The sequence below is a fragment of the Scandinavium goeteborgense genome (genome assembly GCF_003935895.2).
GTDB lineage: Bacteria > Pseudomonadota > Gammaproteobacteria > Enterobacterales > Enterobacteriaceae > Scandinavium > Scandinavium goeteborgense.
Genome location: NZ_CP054058.1, coordinates 4,123,368 through 4,140,839, shown reverse-complemented (window position 1 = coordinate 4,140,839; position 17,472 = coordinate 4,123,368). Strand labels below are relative to the sequence as shown.

Below are 17,472 nucleotides of genomic sequence, written 5' to 3'. Positions count from 1 at the left end.
GCGCTGCCGGGCTTATCTTCGGATTACAAACTCCCCGCCGGGCGATTGCGCCCCGTAGACGTCAGCGTTCTGCCCGTTTTCCGGCCGTCCATGGTTTCCAGACGCATCTGGAACGGTGGGAACGGCATATCAATTCCGTGTTCGCGGAAACCGGCCAGAATCAGCTGGTGAATCTCATGGCGCAGCGGCATACGGTGACCCATTTCGGCGGCGTAGATACGCAGCTCGAAAATCTGAATCCCTTGCTGCAAATCGACCAGGAACACTTCCGGAGCCGGGGTATCAATCACCAGCGAGCAGCGCTCTGCGGCGGTCATCAGGATTTGCGTCACTTCTTCGCTGTTAGCATCCGACGGCGCCGGCACGGTCAGCACCACGCGGGTGACGGAGTCCGACAGCGACCAGTTGATGAACTGCTCGGTAATAAACGCCTTATTCGGCACGATAATCTCTTTGCGGTCCCAGTCACTTATGGTGGTCGCACGGGTGTTGATCTTCGTTACGCTGCCGGTTAAATCGCGGATCGTGACGGTATCGCCGATTCGAATCGGTTTTTCGAACAGGATAATCAGGCCCGAAATAAAGTTGGCGAAAATCTCCTGCAAACCAAAGCCGAGCCCGACACCCAGGGCGGCAACCAGCCATTGCAATTTCGCCCACTCGATCCCGATCATCGAGAAGCCGACCAGCCCGCCAATCAGCATCAGCAAATATTTGGTGATTGTGGTGATGGCATACCCGGTGCCCGGCGTCAGGCTAAGGTGCTGGAGCACCGCCAGTTCGAGTAGGGCAGGGAGATTGCGCACCAGCTGAGTGGTGATGATAAACACCAGAATCGCAATCAGCACCGCGCCAAGGGTAATCGGCTCCAGGCTTTCCACGCCCTGCGCCGTAGAAGTCACATCCCACAGCGAGATGTTCTCGAGGAAGCCAAACGCCGAATGAATTTCGGACCACAGCACAATCACCGACACCAGCGCGATAAGCATCAGGATGGAACGCACCAGTCGCAGCGACTGAGCGCTGAGGGTGTCGAGATCCACTTCGCTGATATCCACTTCCGGCGAGCCTTCGAGGCTGGTGTTGTGATGCGCTTCCTCTTCACCACGGGCGCGCTGCGCGAGCATTTCCGCCCGGCGATGCTTCGCGCGGTCGAAGGCGATACGACGACGTTGAATTAGCATCCAGCGGCGGATCACGTGATAAATCACCAGCAGCAGGAACCAGATGGCCACCGAGGTTTCAAGGCGTGCCAGCAGCGCTTCGGCTGTCGCCAGGTAACCCACTAATGCCGCAAAAATCGCAATCAGCGGCGCGCCTATCAGCAGGCTCCACAGCATGCGGTTAACCATGTTCTCACCGCTGCCCTCTTTGTCGAGGAACAGCGGAATGCCTGCTCGCTTGAGGCTAAGCGTCACAATCCCCAGCGCCCCGCAGATAAGGACAAAACACAGTCTGCCGAGGGAAGAGGAGAATTCACGATCGTGCAGGTTATCGAACATGAACAGCGCCATGATCAACGGCACGATAAGCCCGATACTCATCAGGTAATAACGCATCGCACGTGCGACACGGTTACGCGGCCAACCAAAGTGCGCCACGAACAGGCCATTCGGACGGGCAAAGGCGGCGCAAATCATCACTACCCACAGCAGTGGCACGGTGGCGGTGACGCCGTTACCAATCGCCACGGCCAGCGGGTACGGCCACGCTTCCTGCAATCCGAAGCCGAGCGTCATCCACAGCACCGGCAGCGGCGAGGCGACCAGAATTGACCAGAACACCGTGCGCAGCGTGAGCCAGAAGTGATCCTGCGTCACTTTGCCGACGCGGTTGCTGGAACGCTCCAGGAAGCGCGTGAAGTGCTTACGCGAGCTGATGCTGAACCCAACCAGAATCAGTGCGGCAAACAGCGGGATCAGCGTCTCTTTGCTGGTCAGCATCATAATCGAGGCTTTACCGAGCTGGCTGAAGGTATCCAGCGAAATCAGACGGCGCAGGTCCTGCACAATTTCCAGCGGCCAGGCGAAGGTTATCGGGCTGACGTCGGAGGTCCAGAACAGGTAGCGGTGGGTGGCTTCGTTGATCTCCTTCAGCGCATCTTCCAGCTGGCCGTTGGCGACTTTCAGCTTGGTGAGTTCGAGGATCAGCGTATCACCGCCCTGCAGCAGCGAATTGAGCAACTCGCGCTGGGTGCGCAGCTGGGCTTCCAGAATCCGTGATTCATTGTTGGCCAGCGGTTCGCCGTCGGTCTGGCGGCTTTCCCGCAGCTGCGTTTGCTTGCTGAGCAAGTCTTCGTAGCGCAGGCGATGGACGCGCAGCTGCGCCATTTCGGTATCGAGCTGCTGCGGCTTAGGCATCTCCGGCAGACGGGCAACCTGGGCGCGCAGGGCTTCGCCTAACAGGTTCGATGAACCCAGCCACTGAGACTGCTCGCGCAAAGTATTCAGGGCCTGACGGACCTGCAGCGTCTGATTGGTTGCCTGACGCTGTTGAGACGCGACCAAATCCATACGCTGCGCCTGCTGATTGAGCGCCTGCGACAGTTCGCGGTTAATGGTGAACTGCTGGACGATACTCGGCGGCAGGTTGGCGCTGTTCTCGGCTAATAATTCGGTGCTTTCCAGCGCTTTTTCGGCTTCCCGCTGGCGCTGGCTGTTGAGCTGGTTACGCAGCGCCTGGAGATAGGCATCCAGCTGCTCGCTCTGTTTCTGTGCCAGTTCTGAGCGCATCCGCGCCAGTTCCTGGCGGTTGTTGGCCGAAAGCTGTGCCAGTTCCAGTTCGTCGACCAGTGCTTTCAGCTTGGCGGATTCCGCCTGCAGGCTGAGATTTTGTGCCAGCGCGGTTTTACCGGTGGCGGTGCCAACCCGGCGCTCGACGTCATTCAGCTGACGGCGCGCGTCGGTTTGCTGCTGCGGCAGCTGGCTGAGTGAATCGGCGATTTCCCGGGCGCGTTCCTGTTCCTGCTGGGCCTGACGGCTTTTTTCCAGCAACTGGCTGCTAACCTGCAGAATTTCCTGATTCAGCGCGTCGGAAGTGAGGTTTTCAGGAGCAGGACGGGGTTCGTCGCGCAGGCTAGTGAGCTGAGTGCGCAGCGATTGGGAAAGTTTAGGGAAGTTATCAATGACTTGTTGATATTGCTGAACGCGCTCGAGCGAACCTTTACGTTCTTCGAGCGCGTTCAGCGCGGACTGGAGCGCCTCGACGGCTTCAGGTTGAGCGGGCTTAGCCGCTTTCGCCTGTTCCAGTTCCTGGGTGATTTGTTTGGCGTCGGGGGCGCTTGCTGCGTACGCCCCCATGCTGAGGCACCAGGCCATCAGAAAAGTGATAATCAGGCGCACGTCAGCGGTCCTTCTGGTTAGCCCTGGTCGTTTTTATCGTCAACCGGCGGAATAACGTCGTCCGTGGTCACAATGTCTTCAGCTACAGGTACAGGAGTGACAACTTCTGCTTCCTGAGCGGCAAAAATTTCGGTAGACACCGCCAGCGGCAGACCAATCTTGGTCGCAGACAGACTGGCGAGTTGCTCTGCCAGCTGAACTTTGCCCGGTGCAAACAGGTTGATTACCGTTGAACCCAGTTTGAAGCGACCCATTTCCTGGCCTTTCAGCAGGGCAACAGAGCCTTCGCTTTCACCGGCAGGCCACGTCCAGCGCTTGATGATGCCTTCGCGCGGCGGGGTAATGGTGCCAGCCCAAACGGTTTCAATACTGCCAACGATAGTCGCGCCGACCAGAATCTGCGCCATTGGGCCAAATTCAGTATCAAACAGGCAGATGACGCGTTCGTTACGGGCGAACAGGTTCGGCACGTTCTGCGCGGTCAAATGGTTAACGGAGAACAGATCGCCCGGCACATAAATCATTTCGCGCAGGATACCGTTGCACGGCATGTGTACGCGGTGATAGTCGCGCGGCGAAAGATAAGTCGTGGCAAAAGAACCGTTACGGAACAGGTCCGCCATCTGGTAGTTGCCTGCCAGCAGCGCTTCAAGGCTGTAGTTATGGCCCTTCGCCTGCAGGATTTTGTCGTCTTCGATTTTGCCAAGCTGGCTGATTACGCCATCTGCCGGCATCACCAGCACGCTTGGATCGGTGTCAATCGGACGCACTTCGTCACGCAGCGGGCGTACAAAGAAGTCGTTGAAGGTGCGATAGCTGGCGGTATCCGGCTTTTGCGCTTCTTTCATGTCGACTTTGTAGCATTTCACGAACAGGTCAATGACCAGCTTCGTCAGCCAGCCTGCTCGTTTGCTTGCGCCCCAGCCTGCGAGGCGGGTGAGCCACAGTTTAGGCAGAATATATTGAAGCGAAAGTTTAAATGAGTTTAGCAAGGTAGCCTCCAGGCCAATGGTTATGCCGTTTCAGGCTCAAATGCGAGCCTGTTAAAAAAGGGGCTGATTCTATCGGCGTTCAGCTTAAATGTCAGTTGCCGCTTTCAGAAAAGGTTTTACGCGATTTTACCTCTGACATACTTTCGAGGATGCGATGATAATTTTCAAAGCGCGTTTTGGCGATTACACCTTTTTCGACCGCTTCACGAATTGCGCAGCCCGGATCGTTGTCGTGCTTGCAGTCGCGGTATTTACAGGCGCCTAAATACTCGTGGAATTCGACAAAACCATTGAAGATTTGTTCTGCTTCCAGGTGCCAAAGGCCAAATTCACGCACGCCCGGCGAGTCAATCACATCGCCACCGTGTGGGAAATGGTACAAACGCGAGGCGGTAGTGGTGTGCTGGCCGAGGCCTGAGTTGTCAGAGACATCGTTGGTGAGGATCTCTGTTTGCAGACCAAGCAGGTTGTTCAGCAGGCTGGATTTACCCACGCCAGACTGACCCGCAAAGATGCTGATGCGCCCAGTTAGCGCCTCTTCTAGCGGCTTCAGGCCATCTTTCTTGTGACTGGAAACCATCAATACGGTGTAGCCAATTTTGCGATAGATATCCATCTGCTCATTAACAAACGCCAGGCCTTTGTCATCAAGAAGATCGATTTTATTCAGAACCAGAAGCGGCTCAACGTCGAGCGTTTCGCAGGCAACAAGATAACGGTCGATAATGTTCAGTGAGAGTTCAGGCAGAATGGCTGACACAATAACGATCTGATCGATATTCGCGGCAATCGGTTTTACACCGTCGTAAAAGTCCGGGCGCGTCAGTACCGAGGTGCGCTCGTGAACGGCTTCCACGATGCCTTTAACGTTAACGCCTTCTGCGGCGGATTTTCCTGGGCGCCAGACAACGCGGTCACCTGTGACCAGCGAACGAATGGTGCGGCGAATGTTACAGCGGTGGGTCGTGCCTTCGGTGGATTCCACATCGGCATGCATGCCAAAGCGGCTGATAACGATGCCTTCAGCTTTTTCGCCAAATAAGTTGTCATCGAGATCGGGCTTCTCCGAAGTCGTTTTAAGACGGCGCTCGTGGTTGGCTTTAACTCGGCGCTGCTGACCTTTGGAGAGTTTATTTTTACTCAATCGTGCTGACTCCTGGTCGCCCCTGAGGGGCAAAACCTCTATGATACACGCTATTTTAGATGAATATAGTCACTGTCGTTGTGACGCGAGAAGGGTGGAAAATAGCATGAGTGCAAATGAAAACAACCTCATTTGGATCGATCTTGAGATGACGGGGCTGGATCCCGAGCGCGATCGCATTATTGAAATCGCGACCTTGGTGACCGATGCGAATCTTAACATTTTGGCAGAAGGGCCGACCATTGCGGTGCATCAGTCCGATGAACAACTGGCGTTGATGGACGACTGGAACGTGCGTACGCACACTGGTAGCGGTCTTGTTGATCGTGTAAAAGCGAGCTCCGAAGACGATCGCGCGGCAGAGCTGGCGACGATTGAATTCCTCAAACAGTGGGTGCCAGAAGGAAAATCACCTATCTGCGGCAACAGCGTTGGCCAGGACCGCCGTTTCCTGGTTAAGTATATGCCGGAACTGGAAGAGTATTTCCATTACCGCGCTCTGGACGTCAGCACGCTGAAAGAACTGGCGCGCCGCTGGAAGCCAGAAATCCTCGACGGCTTCAAAAAGCAGGGGACGCATCAGGCTATGGATGACATCCGTGAGTCCGTTGCTGAACTGGCGTATTACCGCGAGAATTTCATCAAGCTGTAAGCGTTTTGCCCGGCGGCATCGGCTTGCCGGGCCTGATTTGTAGGCGGTTTGATGTAAAAACAGTCGATGTGACGAATATTCCAGCACTTGAACTGAATTTCAAAAAAATCGCTTACAGGGGGGTTGCAGCTCATTCGATTTCTCGTATAATGCGCCTCCCGTAACGACAGGAATTTCCGTGTTACGGCAGCACCAAATTTGCGGGAATAGCTCAGTTGGTAGAGCACGACCTTGCCAAGGTCGGGGTCGCGAGTTCGAGTCTCGTTTCCCGCTCCAAAATTTGAAAAGTATCGCAAGATACATGCACCAGCGTCACCCAAGCGGGAATAGCTCAGTTGGTAGAGCACGACCTTGCCAAGGTCGGGGTCGCGAGTTCGAGTCTCGTTTCCCGCTCCAAAATTTGAAAGTATCGCAAGATACACGCATCACCAATCGCAGGATTTCAGGTTGCGACAAGGCGGCAAATGAGCGAATCCTTATGAGCTTACAAAAGTAAGTGATTAAGGTGAGTGAAAGTAGCCAACGCAGTAGCAGCGTGAAAGACAAAGATTAAGCGGGAATAGCTCAGTTGGTAGAGCACGACCTTGCCAAGGTCGGGGTCGCGAGTTCGAGTCTCGTTTCCCGCTCCAAATTTTCTTCAATAAAATCCTCTTATCCACAGCGCCCAATCGCGTTGGGGACGATTTTTATTTTCTCTGACACACTCTTGTAAACAGACTTATCCACAGCCCTGCGAATTTGTCTGGAAATTCAAAATGCTTCGAAGTGTGAATAGTAAATCTGTAATTCATTGACTTATAACAATAAAAATAGATTTCAAATTGTTATCACGATCACTTGACGAATTTGTCATCCTTGAATTTCAATGTGTTTTTATTTTTATTCACACCCTGTGAATGAATCAGGCATCCCTCGGCAGACCCTTTTCAATCACCCTCACCAGACGTTGTTTCTGCGGTAACTGCACCTCAACCACGCAGGCATTTCGCTTGTCTATTTGCTGCGCAACCGCCCACTGTATGTGCTCATCGAGAAGTGGGTGCTCACCTCTTCGACTCTCCAGTGCTTCAATATTGTGTTCATCCCACGGAGCATTTCCCAGCGCGACGGCAATATTTCGCAGCCAACGCAAATGACCGATTCGCCGAATAGGCGATCCTTCGGTGACCTTCAGGAAATGGGCTTCGCTCCAGCCAAACAGCGTAATTAGCTCTGGCGCATGCAGCGCTTTACGCGGGCTGAAATCCTCTTCGTCGGTGAGCTGCGAGTATCGATTCCACGGACAAATCAGCTGGCAGTCATCGCAACCGTAGATGCGATTGCCCATCAACGGGCGAAATTCTTCCGGGATGGCGCCCTCCAGTTCGATAGTCAGATAGGAAATGCAGCGACGGGCGTCGACGGTGTATGGCTCAACGATGGCACCCGTGGGACAGATGGTCATGCAGGCCACGCAGCGGCCACAGTTTTCTTCCACTGGTTTATCAATGGGTAAGGCCAGATCGATAAGCAATTCGCCGAGAAAAAAGAACGAACCCGCATCACGACTGAGAATAAGTGAGTGCTTACCTGTCCAGCCGAGCCCGGCTTTTTCTGCGATTGGACGCTCCAGAATAGGCGCGGAATCCACAAAAGGTCTAAAATTCAGCGAGGCGCACTGTGCCTGAATCTTTTCGCCGAGCTTTTTAAGGCGGTTACGTAACAGCTTATGATAATCACGCCCGAGGGCATAACGGCTGACGTAGCCAAGAGACGGGTTTTTGAGGGTGCTGGCAAACGCCGCGTTGGCGGGCAGATAGTTCATCCGCACGCTGATCACGCGCAGCGTACCGGGCAGGAGTTCATGAGGGCGAGCACGCATCATGCCGTGACGCGCCATCCACTCCATTTCGCCATGGTACTGTTTGTCCAGCCATGCCTGCAGTTTTGGTTCACTGGCGCTGAGATCGGTATCGGTGATACCGACGTGCTGAAAGCCCAGTTCGGTGCCCCACTGTTTGATGTCTTGCGCTAATTGATTGAGATCGAGGGGCTGTGACATGACGGACCATACAATGACGAGTAACCCCGAAAGTATACCACACACCATCTGGTCTGCGGATGACCTGCGTCGCGCCGAAAAAGAGGCCGCCGATGCGCTTGGTCTGACGCTGTACGAATTGATGCAACGTGCAGGCGAGGCCGCTTTCAACGTTGCGCGCCGCTATTATTCTGCGGCAACACATTGGCTTATCCTCTGCGGTCACGGCAATAACGGCGGCGATGGCTACGTCGTGGCGCGACTCGCGCAGGCGGCGGGCATTCAGGTGACGCTGCTGGCGCAGGAGAGTGAGAAACCGCTTCCCGAAGTAGCCACCGAAGCCCGGACCGCATGGCTGAACGCCGGTGGCGTGATTCACGCCCACGATATCGCCTGGCCTGACGGCGTCGATTTAATTGTTGATGCCCTGTTGGGCACCGGATTAACCAGCAGCCCGCGTGCGCCCATTGCCGCGCTAATCGTTCACGCCAACGCCCATCTTGCCCCTGTTATTTCGCTCGATATCCCCTCTGGCCTGCTTGCCCAAACGGGTGCGACGCCGGGAGAGGTTATCCACGCCGCCCGAACAGTCACCTTCATCGCTCTGAAGCCGGGCCTGTTAACCGGCAAAGCCCGGGACGTGACGGGGGCGTTGCATCATCATGCGTTGGGCCTCGAAGCGTGGCTGAATGCGCAAACCACGCAGATTCAACGCGTAGATGCCAGCCAGTTGGGGCAGTGGTTACCACCGCGCCGCCCAACATCACACAAAGGCTCACACGGCAAGCTGGTGATTATTGGCGGTGACCACGGTACTGCGGGTGCCATTCGCATGGCTGGCGAGGCGGCGCTGCGTGCCGGGGCCGGACTGGTGCGGGTGCTGACGCGCGTCGAAAATATCGCGCCGATTGTGACTGCGCGCCCGGAATTGATGGTGCATGAACTCACCGCGCAAAGCCTGGATGACAGCCTGGAATGGGCCGACGTGGTGGTGATTGGCCCCGGGCTTGGGCAACAGCCGTGGGGCAAACAGGCGTTACGCAAAGTGGAGAACGTTCGTAAGCCGATGCTATGGGACGCCGATGCGCTGAACCTTCTGGCATTCAACCCCGATAAACGTCACAATCGCGTACTGACGCCGCACCCCGGCGAGGCCGCTCGGTTGCTGAATTGCAGCGTGGCAGAAATTGAAAGCGATCGCTTACTTTCTGCGCAACGTCTGGTAAAACGGTACGGCGGGGTCGCCGTGCTGAAAGGCGCAGGCACGATCGTGGCCGATAATGAACACGGTATCGCGATTGTCGATGCCGGAAATGCAGGCATGGCCAGTGGTGGGATGGGCGACGTGTTGTCGGGTATTATCGGCGCGTTGCTAGGCCAGCATCTCTCACCGTATGATGCTGCCTGCGCAGGCTGTGTCGCGCATGGCGCGGCGGCTGACGTACTGGCTGCACAGTCTGGAACACGTGGCATGCTTGCCACCGATCTTTTTTCCACGCTCAGGCGTGTTGTTAACCCGGATGTGATTGACGTAAACCATGATAAATCGAGTGATTCCCTTACCCAATGAGCAGGCCACATTAGATCTCGGCAACCGCATTGCCGGGGCTTGCACAGGCGCAACCGTCATTTATCTCTACGGCGATTTGGGCGCCGGGAAGACCACTTTCAGCCGCGGATTCTTGCAGGCGCTGGGACACAAAGGCAACGTCAAAAGCCCGACTTACACGCTGGTTGAGCCGTATACCCTCGAAAACCTGATGGTGTACCACTTTGATTTGTATCGCCTTGCGGATCCTGAGGAGCTCGAATTTATGGGGATCCGTGATTACTTCGCTGACAATGCCATTTGCCTGGTGGAATGGCCGCAACAGGGCGCGGGTGTGTTGCCTGAACCGGATGTCGAAATTCACCTGGAGTACCAGGCACAAGGGCGAGAGGCGCGCGTGACGGCAGTCTCCTCACTGGGTGAGACTTTACTGGCTCATTTGGCCAGTTAACCTGAGGGACGACGGGATGATACATCGCGTTAAAAGTTGGTGGGTCGTCGGCATGATGCTGTTTTGTCTGCAGGCTACGGCGGCAAGTTTATCCGATATCCAGGTATCCAATGGCGATAAACAGGCCCGAATCACGTTCAGTTTTATGGGCGATCCTGATTACTCCTTCTCGCAGGAAGGAAAACGCAGCGTCGCGCTCGATATCAAACAGACCGGTGTTATTCAGGGGTTGCCACTTAATTTCAGCGGTAACAATCTGGTCAAAAGTATTCGTTCCGGCACGCCGAAGGACGCACAGTCCCTGCGTCTGGTGGTTGATTTAACCGGCGACGGCAAAACCCGCGCGGTGAAACAGCAAAGCGGCGGAAACTACACCGTCGTCTTCACCATTAACGCTGATGCACCACCACCGCCGCCACCTCCGCCTCCGGTCGTCGCGAAACGTGTGGAAGCGCCCGTTGTGGCAGCCGCTCCTCGTCAGGTCGAGCCGGCACGCAATCCGTTTAAACCGCAAAACGACAGAATGACCGGTGTGACCAGCAGCAACACGGCAACGCGTTCCGCACGATCCCGCACAACCAGCGTCAGCGGCGATAAAGTGATCATCGCCATCGATGCCGGTCATGGCGGTCAGGATCCCGGTGCTATCGGACCGAGCGGAACCAAAGAGAAAAACGTCACCATTTCGATTGCCCGTAAACTGCGCACCTTGCTGAACGATGACCCGATGTTTAAAGGCGTCCTGACCCGCGATGGCGATTACTTCATTTCGGTGATGGGCCGTTCGGACGTGGCACGTAAGCAGAATGCCAACTTCCTGGTCTCTATCCATGCGGATGCCGCGCCAAACCGCGACGCCACGGGCGCGTCGGTGTGGGTGCTGTCCAACCGTCGCGCGAACAGCGAAATGGCGGGCTGGCTGGAGCAGCATGAGAAACAGTCTGAACTGCTCGGCGGGGCGGGGGACGTGTTGGCGAACAGCCAGTCTGACCCGTATCTGAGCCAGGCGGTGCTGGATTTACAATTCGGCCATTCCCAGCGCGTCGGGTATGATGTGGCTGTTGATGTTCTGGGCCAGCTCCAGCGCGTCGGAAACATTCATAAGCGCCGTCCTGAGCACGCCAGCCTTGGCGTTTTACGCTCGCCGGACATCCCGTCTATCCTCGTCGAAACCGGTTTTATCAGTAACGGTGGCGAGGAGCGTTTGCTGGGTAGCAGCGATTATCAGCAGCAGATCGCCGAGGCGATTTATAACGGGCTGCGCAACTATTTTAACGCGCATCCGCTGCAGAGCGGGCCGCGCGGCGAAGCCTCGCAAACGGCCAGCGCGTCTGGTCCTGGCGGGACGTTAATTAATTAAGGAGCGCTTCATGCCGATTCAGGTTCTGCCGCCGCAGCTAGCGAACCAGATTGCCGCTGGCGAAGTGGTGGAAAGACCTGCGTCGGTGGTGAAAGAGCTGGTAGAAAACAGTCTGGATGCGGGCGCGACCCGCATTGATATCGACATCGAACGCGGCGGGGCGAAGCTCATCCGCATTCGTGATAACGGCTGTGGCATCAAAAAAGACGAACTGGCGCTGGCATTAGCGCGTCATGCGACCAGCAAAATAGCCTCGCTCGACGATCTGGAAGCCATTATCAGTCTCGGTTTCCGTGGCGAAGCGCTGGCGAGCATCAGCTCCGTTTCGCGTCTGACGCTGACTTCCCGCATTGCTGAACAGCCGGAAGCCTGGCAGGCCTACGCCGAAGGGCGCGACATGGACGTGACGGTGAAACCGGCCGCGCACCCTGTGGGCACCACGCTTGAGGTGCTGGACCTGTTCTATAACACTCCGGCGCGCCGCAAATTCATGCGTACAGAAAAAACGGAATTCAGCCATATCGACGAAGTGATTCGTCGCATCGCCTTGGCCCGTTTCGATGTCACTATCAATCTCAACCACAACGGCAAAATGGTGCGTCAGTATCGCGCCGTGGCGCAGGACGGGCAGAAAGAACGCCGTCTGGCAGCCATCTGCGGTACGCCGTTTGTGGAACAGGCGCTGGCCATCGAGTGGCAGCATGGTGATTTAGCCCTGCACGGCTGGGTGGCTGACCCGCAGCACACCCACGCCCAGTTCGCTGAAATCCAGTATTGCTACGTCAACGGCCGCATGATGCGCGACCGGTTGATCAACCACGCCATCCGCCAGGCCTGTGAAGACAAACTCGGCGCGGGCGAGCAGCCAGCGTTCGTGCTTTATTTGACAATCGATCCGCATCAGGTGGATGTGAACGTGCATCCGGCCAAACATGAAGTGCGTTTCCATCAATCACGCCTGGTGCATGATTTTATCTATCAGGGCGTGGTGAGCGTGCTGCAACAGCAGATGGACGCCCCGCTGCCGCTGGCAGACGAAGACGAACAACCCGCGCCGCGCGCGCTACCGGAAAACCGTGCCGCAGCGGGACGCAATCACTTCGCGGAACCGGCTGTCGCCCGGGAACCTGCGGCGCCACGTTACAGCGCCTCTTCTTCTGGCGGTAATGCGCGGACTGAAGGCGGGGCTACGTGGCCAAATGCGCAGCCGGGCTATCAGAAACAGCAGGGCGCGCTGTATAAGCAGCTGTTGGATACGCCGGTCGCGGAACGCAAACCTGTTGCCGCACCCGTGGCTGAAAGCCTGGCCGGTCAAAGCAGCAGCTTTGGGCGGGTGCTGACTATCATGGCGGGCGACCGGGCGCTGCTGGAACGTGATGGACAGCTGAGCTTACTGGCATTGCCGGTGGCCGAGCGCTGGTTACGTCAGGCGCAGCTTTCGCCGGACAGTACCACGGTTTGCGCACAGCCGCTGCTCATTCCTCTGCGGTTAAAAGTTTCCGCGGACGAACAGGCGGCGCTGAAAAAGTCCCTGTCGGTATTAGGGCAATTAGGCATTGATATTCAATCAGAAAGTCAGCATGTGACCGTGCGGGCTGTGCCTTTACCCTTAAGACAACAAAATTTACAAATCTTGATTCCTGAACTGATAGGCTACCTCGCGCAGCAATCAACCTTCGATGCGGGAACCCTGGCCCAGTGGCTGGCGCGTAATCTCGCAAGCGAACATGCGCAATGGAATATGGCGCAGGCAATTGCCGTGCTGACAGATGTCGAACGTCTCTGTCCGCAGCTGGTGAAAGCTCCGCCGGGTGGCCTGTTACAACCCGTCTTACTGAATACGGCGATGAATGCCCTTAAAAATGAGTGATGTAACAGAGGCAAGCCTGCCAAAGGCCATATTTTTGATGGGGCCAACGGCCTCCGGTAAAACTGCGTTAGCCATTGAGTTGCGTAAAGTTTTGCCCGTAGAGTTGATTAGCGTGGATTCCGCCCTCATCTATCGAGAGATGGATATCGGAACCGCGAAACCGGATGCGACGGAGCTTGCCGCTGCACCGCACCGGTTGCTGGATATTCTCGACCCGGCCCAGGCGTATTCTGCCGCGGACTTCCGCCGCGATGCGCTGGCCGAGATGGCGGAGATCACCGCAGCAGGAAAAATCCCGCTGTTGGTGGGCGGTACGATGTTGTATTTCAAGGCGTTGTTGGAAGGGTTGTCGCCGTTACCGTCGGCGGATCCGGTCGTCAGAGCCAGAATTGAACAACAAGCAGCAGAGCAGGGATGGAATGCGCTGCATCAGCAACTTCAGGAGATCGATCCGGTTGCTGCCGCGCGTATTCATCCAAATGATCCGCAAAGACTTTCCCGGGCACTGGAAGTTTTTTTCATTTCGGGTAAAACTTTAACGGAACTGACGCAAACGTCAGGAGACGCTCTGCCGTACACGGTGCATCAGTTCGCCATCGCCCCGGCGAGCCGTGAACTGCTCCATCAACGCATCGAGCAGCGTTTTCATCAGATGTTGGCTTCAGGTTTTGAAGCAGAAGTGCGGGCGCTTTTTGCCCGTGGAGATTTGCATACGGATATGCCTTCCGTTCGTTGTGTGGGTTACCGCCAGATGTGGTCATATCTTGAAGGCGAAATCCCATATGATGAAATGGTTTATAGAGGTATTTGCGCCACGAGACAGTTGGCTAAGCGCCAGGTAACCTGGTTGCGCGGTTGGGAAGGCGTTCATTGGTTAGACAGTGAACAACCTGAACAGGCGTTCAACGATGTGTTAAAGGTTGTTGGTGCGGGTCTTGGCTGAACGTGTAAAATTAAGACGTATCGTGCGCAATTTTCAGAATCGCAAGGTTCTAAGTACAAGCCCGAAGTTTGTGGGTAACTCCCTGAAAACCGTGGGTAAAACAAGCATATAAGGAAAAGAGAATGGCTAAGGGGCAATCTTTACAAGATCCGTTTCTGAACGCACTGCGTCGGGAACGTGTTCCAGTTTCTATTTATTTGGTGAATGGTATTAAGCTGCAAGGACAAATTGAGTCTTTCGATCAGTTCGTGATCCTGTTGAAAAACACGGTCAGCCAGATGGTCTATAAGCACGCAATTTCTACCGTGGTTCCGTCTCGTCCGGTCTCTCATCATAGCAACAACGCCGCGGGCGGCAGTACTGGTAGTAACTACCATCACGGTAGCAACGCGCAGTCATCTTCTGCGCCGCAAGACAGCGACGAAACCGAATAAGGTTGATGGCTGTTTTTCCATGTCGGGGAGCCAGTTTGTTCGGTTCCCCGCTGGTCATTTAGGAGAGATTACGCTTGTTTGACCGTTATGACGCCGGTGAGCAGGCGGTGCTGGTACACATCTATTTTTCGCAAGACAAAGATATGGAAGACCTTCAGGAGTTCGAAGCCCTGGTCTCTTCCGCCGGTGTCGAAGCAATGCAGGTGATTACCGGTAGCCGTAAAGCGCCGCACCCAAAGTATTATGTTGGTGAAGGTAAGGCTGTCGAAATTGCGGAAGCCGTGAAAGCAACGGGTGCGTCCGTTGTCTTATTCGACCATGCATTAAGTCCGGCCCAGGAGCGAAACCTGGAGCGTTTGTGCGAGTGCAGAGTTATCGATCGTACCGGTCTTATTCTCGATATTTTTGCTCAGCGTGCACGTACCCATGAAGGGAAACTGCAGGTTGAGCTGGCGCAGTTGCGCCATCTGGCGACGCGTCTGGTGCGTGGCTGGACCCACCTTGAAAGACAGAAAGGCGGGATTGGTTTGCGAGGCCCGGGTGAAACCCAGCTCGAAACTGACCGTCGTTTACTGCGCAATCGTATTATGCAAATCCTCTCCCGTCTGGAGAGAGTAGAGAAGCAGCGTGAACAAGGACGCCGTTCGCGTACCAAAGCCGATGTTCCAACCGTGTCGCTGGTGGGCTATACCAACGCCGGGAAATCGACGTTATTTAATCAGATAACTCAAGCGCAGGTGTATGCCGCGGACCAGCTGTTCGCGACGCTCGACCCGACTCTGCGCCGGATAAACGTCGTTGATGTTGGCGAAACCGTACTGGCGGACACCGTCGGCTTTATTCGCCATTTGCCACACGATTTAGTGGCCGCGTTTAAAGCCACATTGCAGGAGACGCGTCAGGCGACGCTGTTGTTGCATGTGATCGACGCCGCCGATGTGCGTGTGCAGGAAAACATTGATGCAGTGAATGTCGTACTCGAAGAAATCGAGGCCGACGAGATCCCTATGCTGCTGGTGATGAACAAGATAGATATGCTGGAAGATTTTGAGCCGCGTATCGACCGTGATGAAGAAAACAAGCCGATTCGGGTCTGGCTCTCAGCGCAGACCGGGGTGGGTGTACCACTGCTTTTCCAGGCTTTAACTGAACGACTTTCCGGTGAAGTGGCACAGCACACGCTGCGTTTACCTCCGCAGGAAGGGCGTTTACGAAGCCGTTTTTATCAGCTTCAGGCGATAGAAAAAGAGTGGATGGAGGAAGACGGTAGCGTCGGTCTGGAAGTTCGACTGCCGATCGTGGACTGGCGTCGCCTCTGTAAGCAAGAACCTGCGCTGGTGGACTACGTAGTCTGACAGCCAGCTAGCCTGAAGATTATTCGCCTTTATACCCGGTAAACAGGGTATACACCGCATAACAAATATGGAGCATATACATGGCGTGGAATCAGCCCGGTAATAACGGACAAGACCGCGACCCGTGGGGAAGCAGCAATAATCAAGGCGGCAACTCTGGGGGAAATGGAAACAAAGGTGGTCGCGATCAGGGGCCCCCTGATCTGGATGATATCTTCCGCAAGCTGAGTAAAAAGCTCGGTGGTTTAGGCGGCGGTAAAGGTGGTTCAGGCGGCGGCAGTAATAATTCTTCTCAAGGGCCGCGCGCGCCAATGGGTGGACGCATCGTGGGCATCGCTGCCGCGGCTGTGGTCATCATCTGGGCGGCGAGCGGTTTCTACACCATCAAAGAAGCTGAACGCGGCGTCGTGACACGCTTCGGTAAATTCAGTCATCTGGTTGAGCCAGGTCTGAACTGGAAGCCGACGTTTGTCGATGAAGTCACTCCGGTCAACGTGGAAGCGGTTCGTGAACTCGCGGCTTCTGGCGTCATGCTGACGTCGGATGAAAACGTGGTGCGCGTTGAAATGAACGTGCAGTACCGCATCACCGATCCACAGAAATACCTGTTCAGCGTCACCAGCCCGGATGACAGCCTGCGTCAGGCAACCGACAGCGCCTTGCGTGGTGTTATCGGTAAATACACCATGGACCGTATTTTGACGGAAGGTCGTACCGTTATTCGTAGCGATACCCAGCGTGAGCTGGAAGAGACCATCAAGCCGTACAACATGGGTATCACCCTGCTGGACGTCAACTTCCAGGCAGCACGTCCGCCGGAAGAAGTGAAAGCCGCGTTTGATGATGCGATTTCTGCCCGTGAGAACGAGCAGCAGTACATCCGTGAAGCCGAAGCCTACACCAACGAAGTTCAGCCACGTGCGAACGGTCAGGCGCAGCGTATTCTCGAAGAAGCGCGTGCGTACAAAACGCAGACTGTCCTGGAAGCACAGGGTGAAGTCGCTCGCTTCTCGAAACTGCTGCCTGAGTATAAAGCCGCACCGGAAATTACCCGTGAACGTCTGTATATCGAAACCATGGAAAAAGTGCTGAGCCATACCCGTAAAGTGCTGGTCAATGATAAAGGGGGCAACCTGATGGTTCTGCCACTTGATCAGATGCTGAAAGGTGGCAGTGCCGCACCTGCAAAAAAGAATGACAGCAGTGGCGCCGACAGCCTATTGCGCTTGCCACCTGCATCCAGTTCGAGCAGTCGCGCCAACAGCAATAGCAGCAGCGCACCGGCATCAAGCGATGACAATATCATGGACCAACGCCGTGCGAATGCGCAGCGTAACGACTACCAGCGTCAGGGGGAATAA

General features: G+C 55.6%; 13 protein-coding genes and 3 tRNA genes. 12 read left to right on the top strand and 4 right to left on the bottom strand.

The features are described 5' to 3' along the window. Positions 1–23: 23 nt before the first annotated feature. From mscM to rsgA, 3 genes are all read right to left on the bottom strand, one after another. Positions 24–3,341: a miniconductance mechanosensitive channel MscM gene (gene mscM, locus A8O29_RS20545; protein ID WP_125351807.1), complete on the bottom strand. Its 3,318-nt coding sequence runs from the start codon at positions 3,339–3,341 to the stop codon at positions 24–26. 17 nt (positions 3,342–3,358) lie between these two features. After that, positions 3,359–4,333, bottom strand: coding sequence for an archaetidylserine decarboxylase (asd, locus tag A8O29_RS20540; RefSeq protein WP_125351806.1), 975 nt, complete (start codon positions 4,331–4,333; stop codon positions 3,359–3,361). 91 nt (positions 4,334–4,424) lie between these two features. Further along, positions 4,425–5,477: a small ribosomal subunit biogenesis GTPase RsgA gene (gene rsgA / locus A8O29_RS20535; RefSeq protein WP_125351805.1), complete on the bottom strand. Its 1,053-nt coding sequence runs from the start codon at positions 5,475–5,477 to the stop codon at positions 4,425–4,427. A 106-nt stretch (positions 5,478–5,583) separates the two neighbouring features. On the opposite strand from rsgA, the gene orn reads away from it, so the two are divergent. The 4 genes from orn to A8O29_RS20515 all read left to right on the top strand — a co-directional run bounded on the left by orn (position 5,584) and on the right by A8O29_RS20515 (position 6,758). Beyond that, positions 5,584–6,129 carry an oligoribonuclease gene (gene orn / locus A8O29_RS20530; protein WP_125351804.1) on the top strand — a complete coding sequence of 182 codons (546 nt, stop codon included), beginning with the start codon at positions 5,584–5,586 and terminating at the stop codon, positions 6,127–6,129. A gap of 200 nt (positions 6,130–6,329) precedes the next feature. Further along, positions 6,330–6,405: transfer RNA gene (locus tag A8O29_RS20525), tRNA-Gly, on the top strand. Between the two features lie 44 nt (positions 6,406–6,449). Beyond that, positions 6,450–6,525: transfer RNA gene (locus A8O29_RS20520), tRNA-Gly, on the top strand. 157 nt (positions 6,526–6,682) lie between these two features. Continuing rightward, a tRNA-Gly gene (locus A8O29_RS20515) sits at positions 6,683–6,758 on the top strand. 272 nt (positions 6,759–7,030) lie between these two features. Here A8O29_RS20515 and queG read toward each other — a convergent pair. After that, complete coding sequence (gene queG, locus A8O29_RS20510; protein ID WP_110510939.1) at positions 7,031–8,170, bottom strand: tRNA epoxyqueuosine(34) reductase QueG; 1,140 nt, start codon at positions 8,168–8,170, stop codon at positions 7,031–7,033. Between queG and nnr the strand changes: the two genes are divergently transcribed. The 8 genes from nnr (at position 8,169) to hflK (ending at position 17,472) form a co-directional block, all read left to right on the top strand. Then, positions 8,169–9,719, top strand: coding sequence for a bifunctional ADP-dependent NAD(P)H-hydrate dehydratase/NAD(P)H-hydrate epimerase (nnr, locus tag A8O29_RS20505; RefSeq protein ID WP_125351803.1), 1,551 nt, complete (start codon positions 8,169–8,171; stop codon positions 9,717–9,719). The two genes, queG and nnr, sit on opposite strands and share 2 nt — an antisense overlap. Beyond that, positions 9,688–10,149: a tRNA (adenosine(37)-N6)-threonylcarbamoyltransferase complex ATPase subunit type 1 TsaE gene (tsaE, locus tag A8O29_RS20500; protein ID WP_110510937.1), complete on the top strand. Its 462-nt coding sequence runs from the start codon at positions 9,688–9,690 to the stop codon at positions 10,147–10,149. Before nnr ends, tsaE begins: the two co-directional genes overlap by 32 nt. Before the next feature lie 16 nt (positions 10,150–10,165). Further along, positions 10,166–11,509, top strand: a complete 1,344-nt coding sequence (gene amiB / locus A8O29_RS20495) for an N-acetylmuramoyl-L-alanine amidase AmiB (protein WP_125351802.1) — start codon at positions 10,166–10,168, stop codon at positions 11,507–11,509. 10 nt (positions 11,510–11,519) lie between these two features. Further along, positions 11,520–13,379, top strand: coding sequence for a DNA mismatch repair endonuclease MutL (gene mutL / locus A8O29_RS20490; RefSeq protein WP_125351801.1), 1,860 nt, complete (start codon positions 11,520–11,522; stop codon positions 13,377–13,379). Beyond that, positions 13,372–14,322: a tRNA (adenosine(37)-N6)-dimethylallyltransferase MiaA gene (gene miaA / locus A8O29_RS20485; protein WP_133461397.1), complete on the top strand. Its 951-nt coding sequence runs from the start codon at positions 13,372–13,374 to the stop codon at positions 14,320–14,322. The genes mutL and miaA overlap by 8 nt, the downstream gene beginning before the upstream one ends. A 122-nt stretch (positions 14,323–14,444) precedes the next feature. Further along, positions 14,445–14,756 carry an RNA chaperone Hfq gene (hfq, locus tag A8O29_RS20480; RefSeq protein WP_110510933.1) on the top strand — a complete coding sequence of 104 codons (312 nt, stop codon included), beginning with the start codon at positions 14,445–14,447 and terminating at the stop codon, positions 14,754–14,756. 74 nt (positions 14,757–14,830) lie between these two features. Continuing rightward, positions 14,831–16,111: a ribosome rescue GTPase HflX gene (hflX, locus tag A8O29_RS20475; RefSeq protein ID WP_125351800.1), complete on the top strand. Its 1,281-nt coding sequence runs from the start codon at positions 14,831–14,833 to the stop codon at positions 16,109–16,111. Positions 16,112–16,191: 80 nt separating this feature from the next. Further along, a complete protein-coding gene (gene hflK / locus A8O29_RS20470; RefSeq protein WP_125351799.1) occupies positions 16,192–17,472 on the top strand; it encodes an FtsH protease activity modulator HflK in 1,281 nt (426 codons plus the stop codon).

Coding starts and splice junctions, on each gene's coding strand:
- amiB (WP_125351802.1), top strand. CDS start 10,166: ATGATACATCGCGTTAAAAGTTGGTGGGTCGTCGGCATGATGCTGTTT.
- tsaE (WP_110510937.1), top strand. CDS start 9,688: ATGATAAATCGAGTGATTCCCTTACCCAATGAGCAGGCCACATTAGAT.
- nnr (WP_125351803.1), top strand. CDS start 8,169: ATGACGGACCATACAATGACGAGTAACCCCGAAAGTATACCACACACC.
- queG (WP_110510939.1), bottom strand. CDS start 8,170: ATGTCACAGCCCCTCGATCTCAATCAATTAGCGCAAGACATCAAACAG.
- orn (WP_125351804.1), top strand. CDS start 5,584: ATGAGTGCAAATGAAAACAACCTCATTTGGATCGATCTTGAGATGACG.
- hfq (WP_110510933.1), top strand. CDS start 14,445: ATGGCTAAGGGGCAATCTTTACAAGATCCGTTTCTGAACGCACTGCGT.
- hflK (WP_125351799.1), top strand. CDS start 16,192: ATGGCGTGGAATCAGCCCGGTAATAACGGACAAGACCGCGACCCGTGG.
- mutL (WP_125351801.1), top strand. CDS start 11,520: ATGCCGATTCAGGTTCTGCCGCCGCAGCTAGCGAACCAGATTGCCGCT.
- miaA (WP_133461397.1), top strand. CDS start 13,372: ATGAGTGATGTAACAGAGGCAAGCCTGCCAAAGGCCATATTTTTGATG.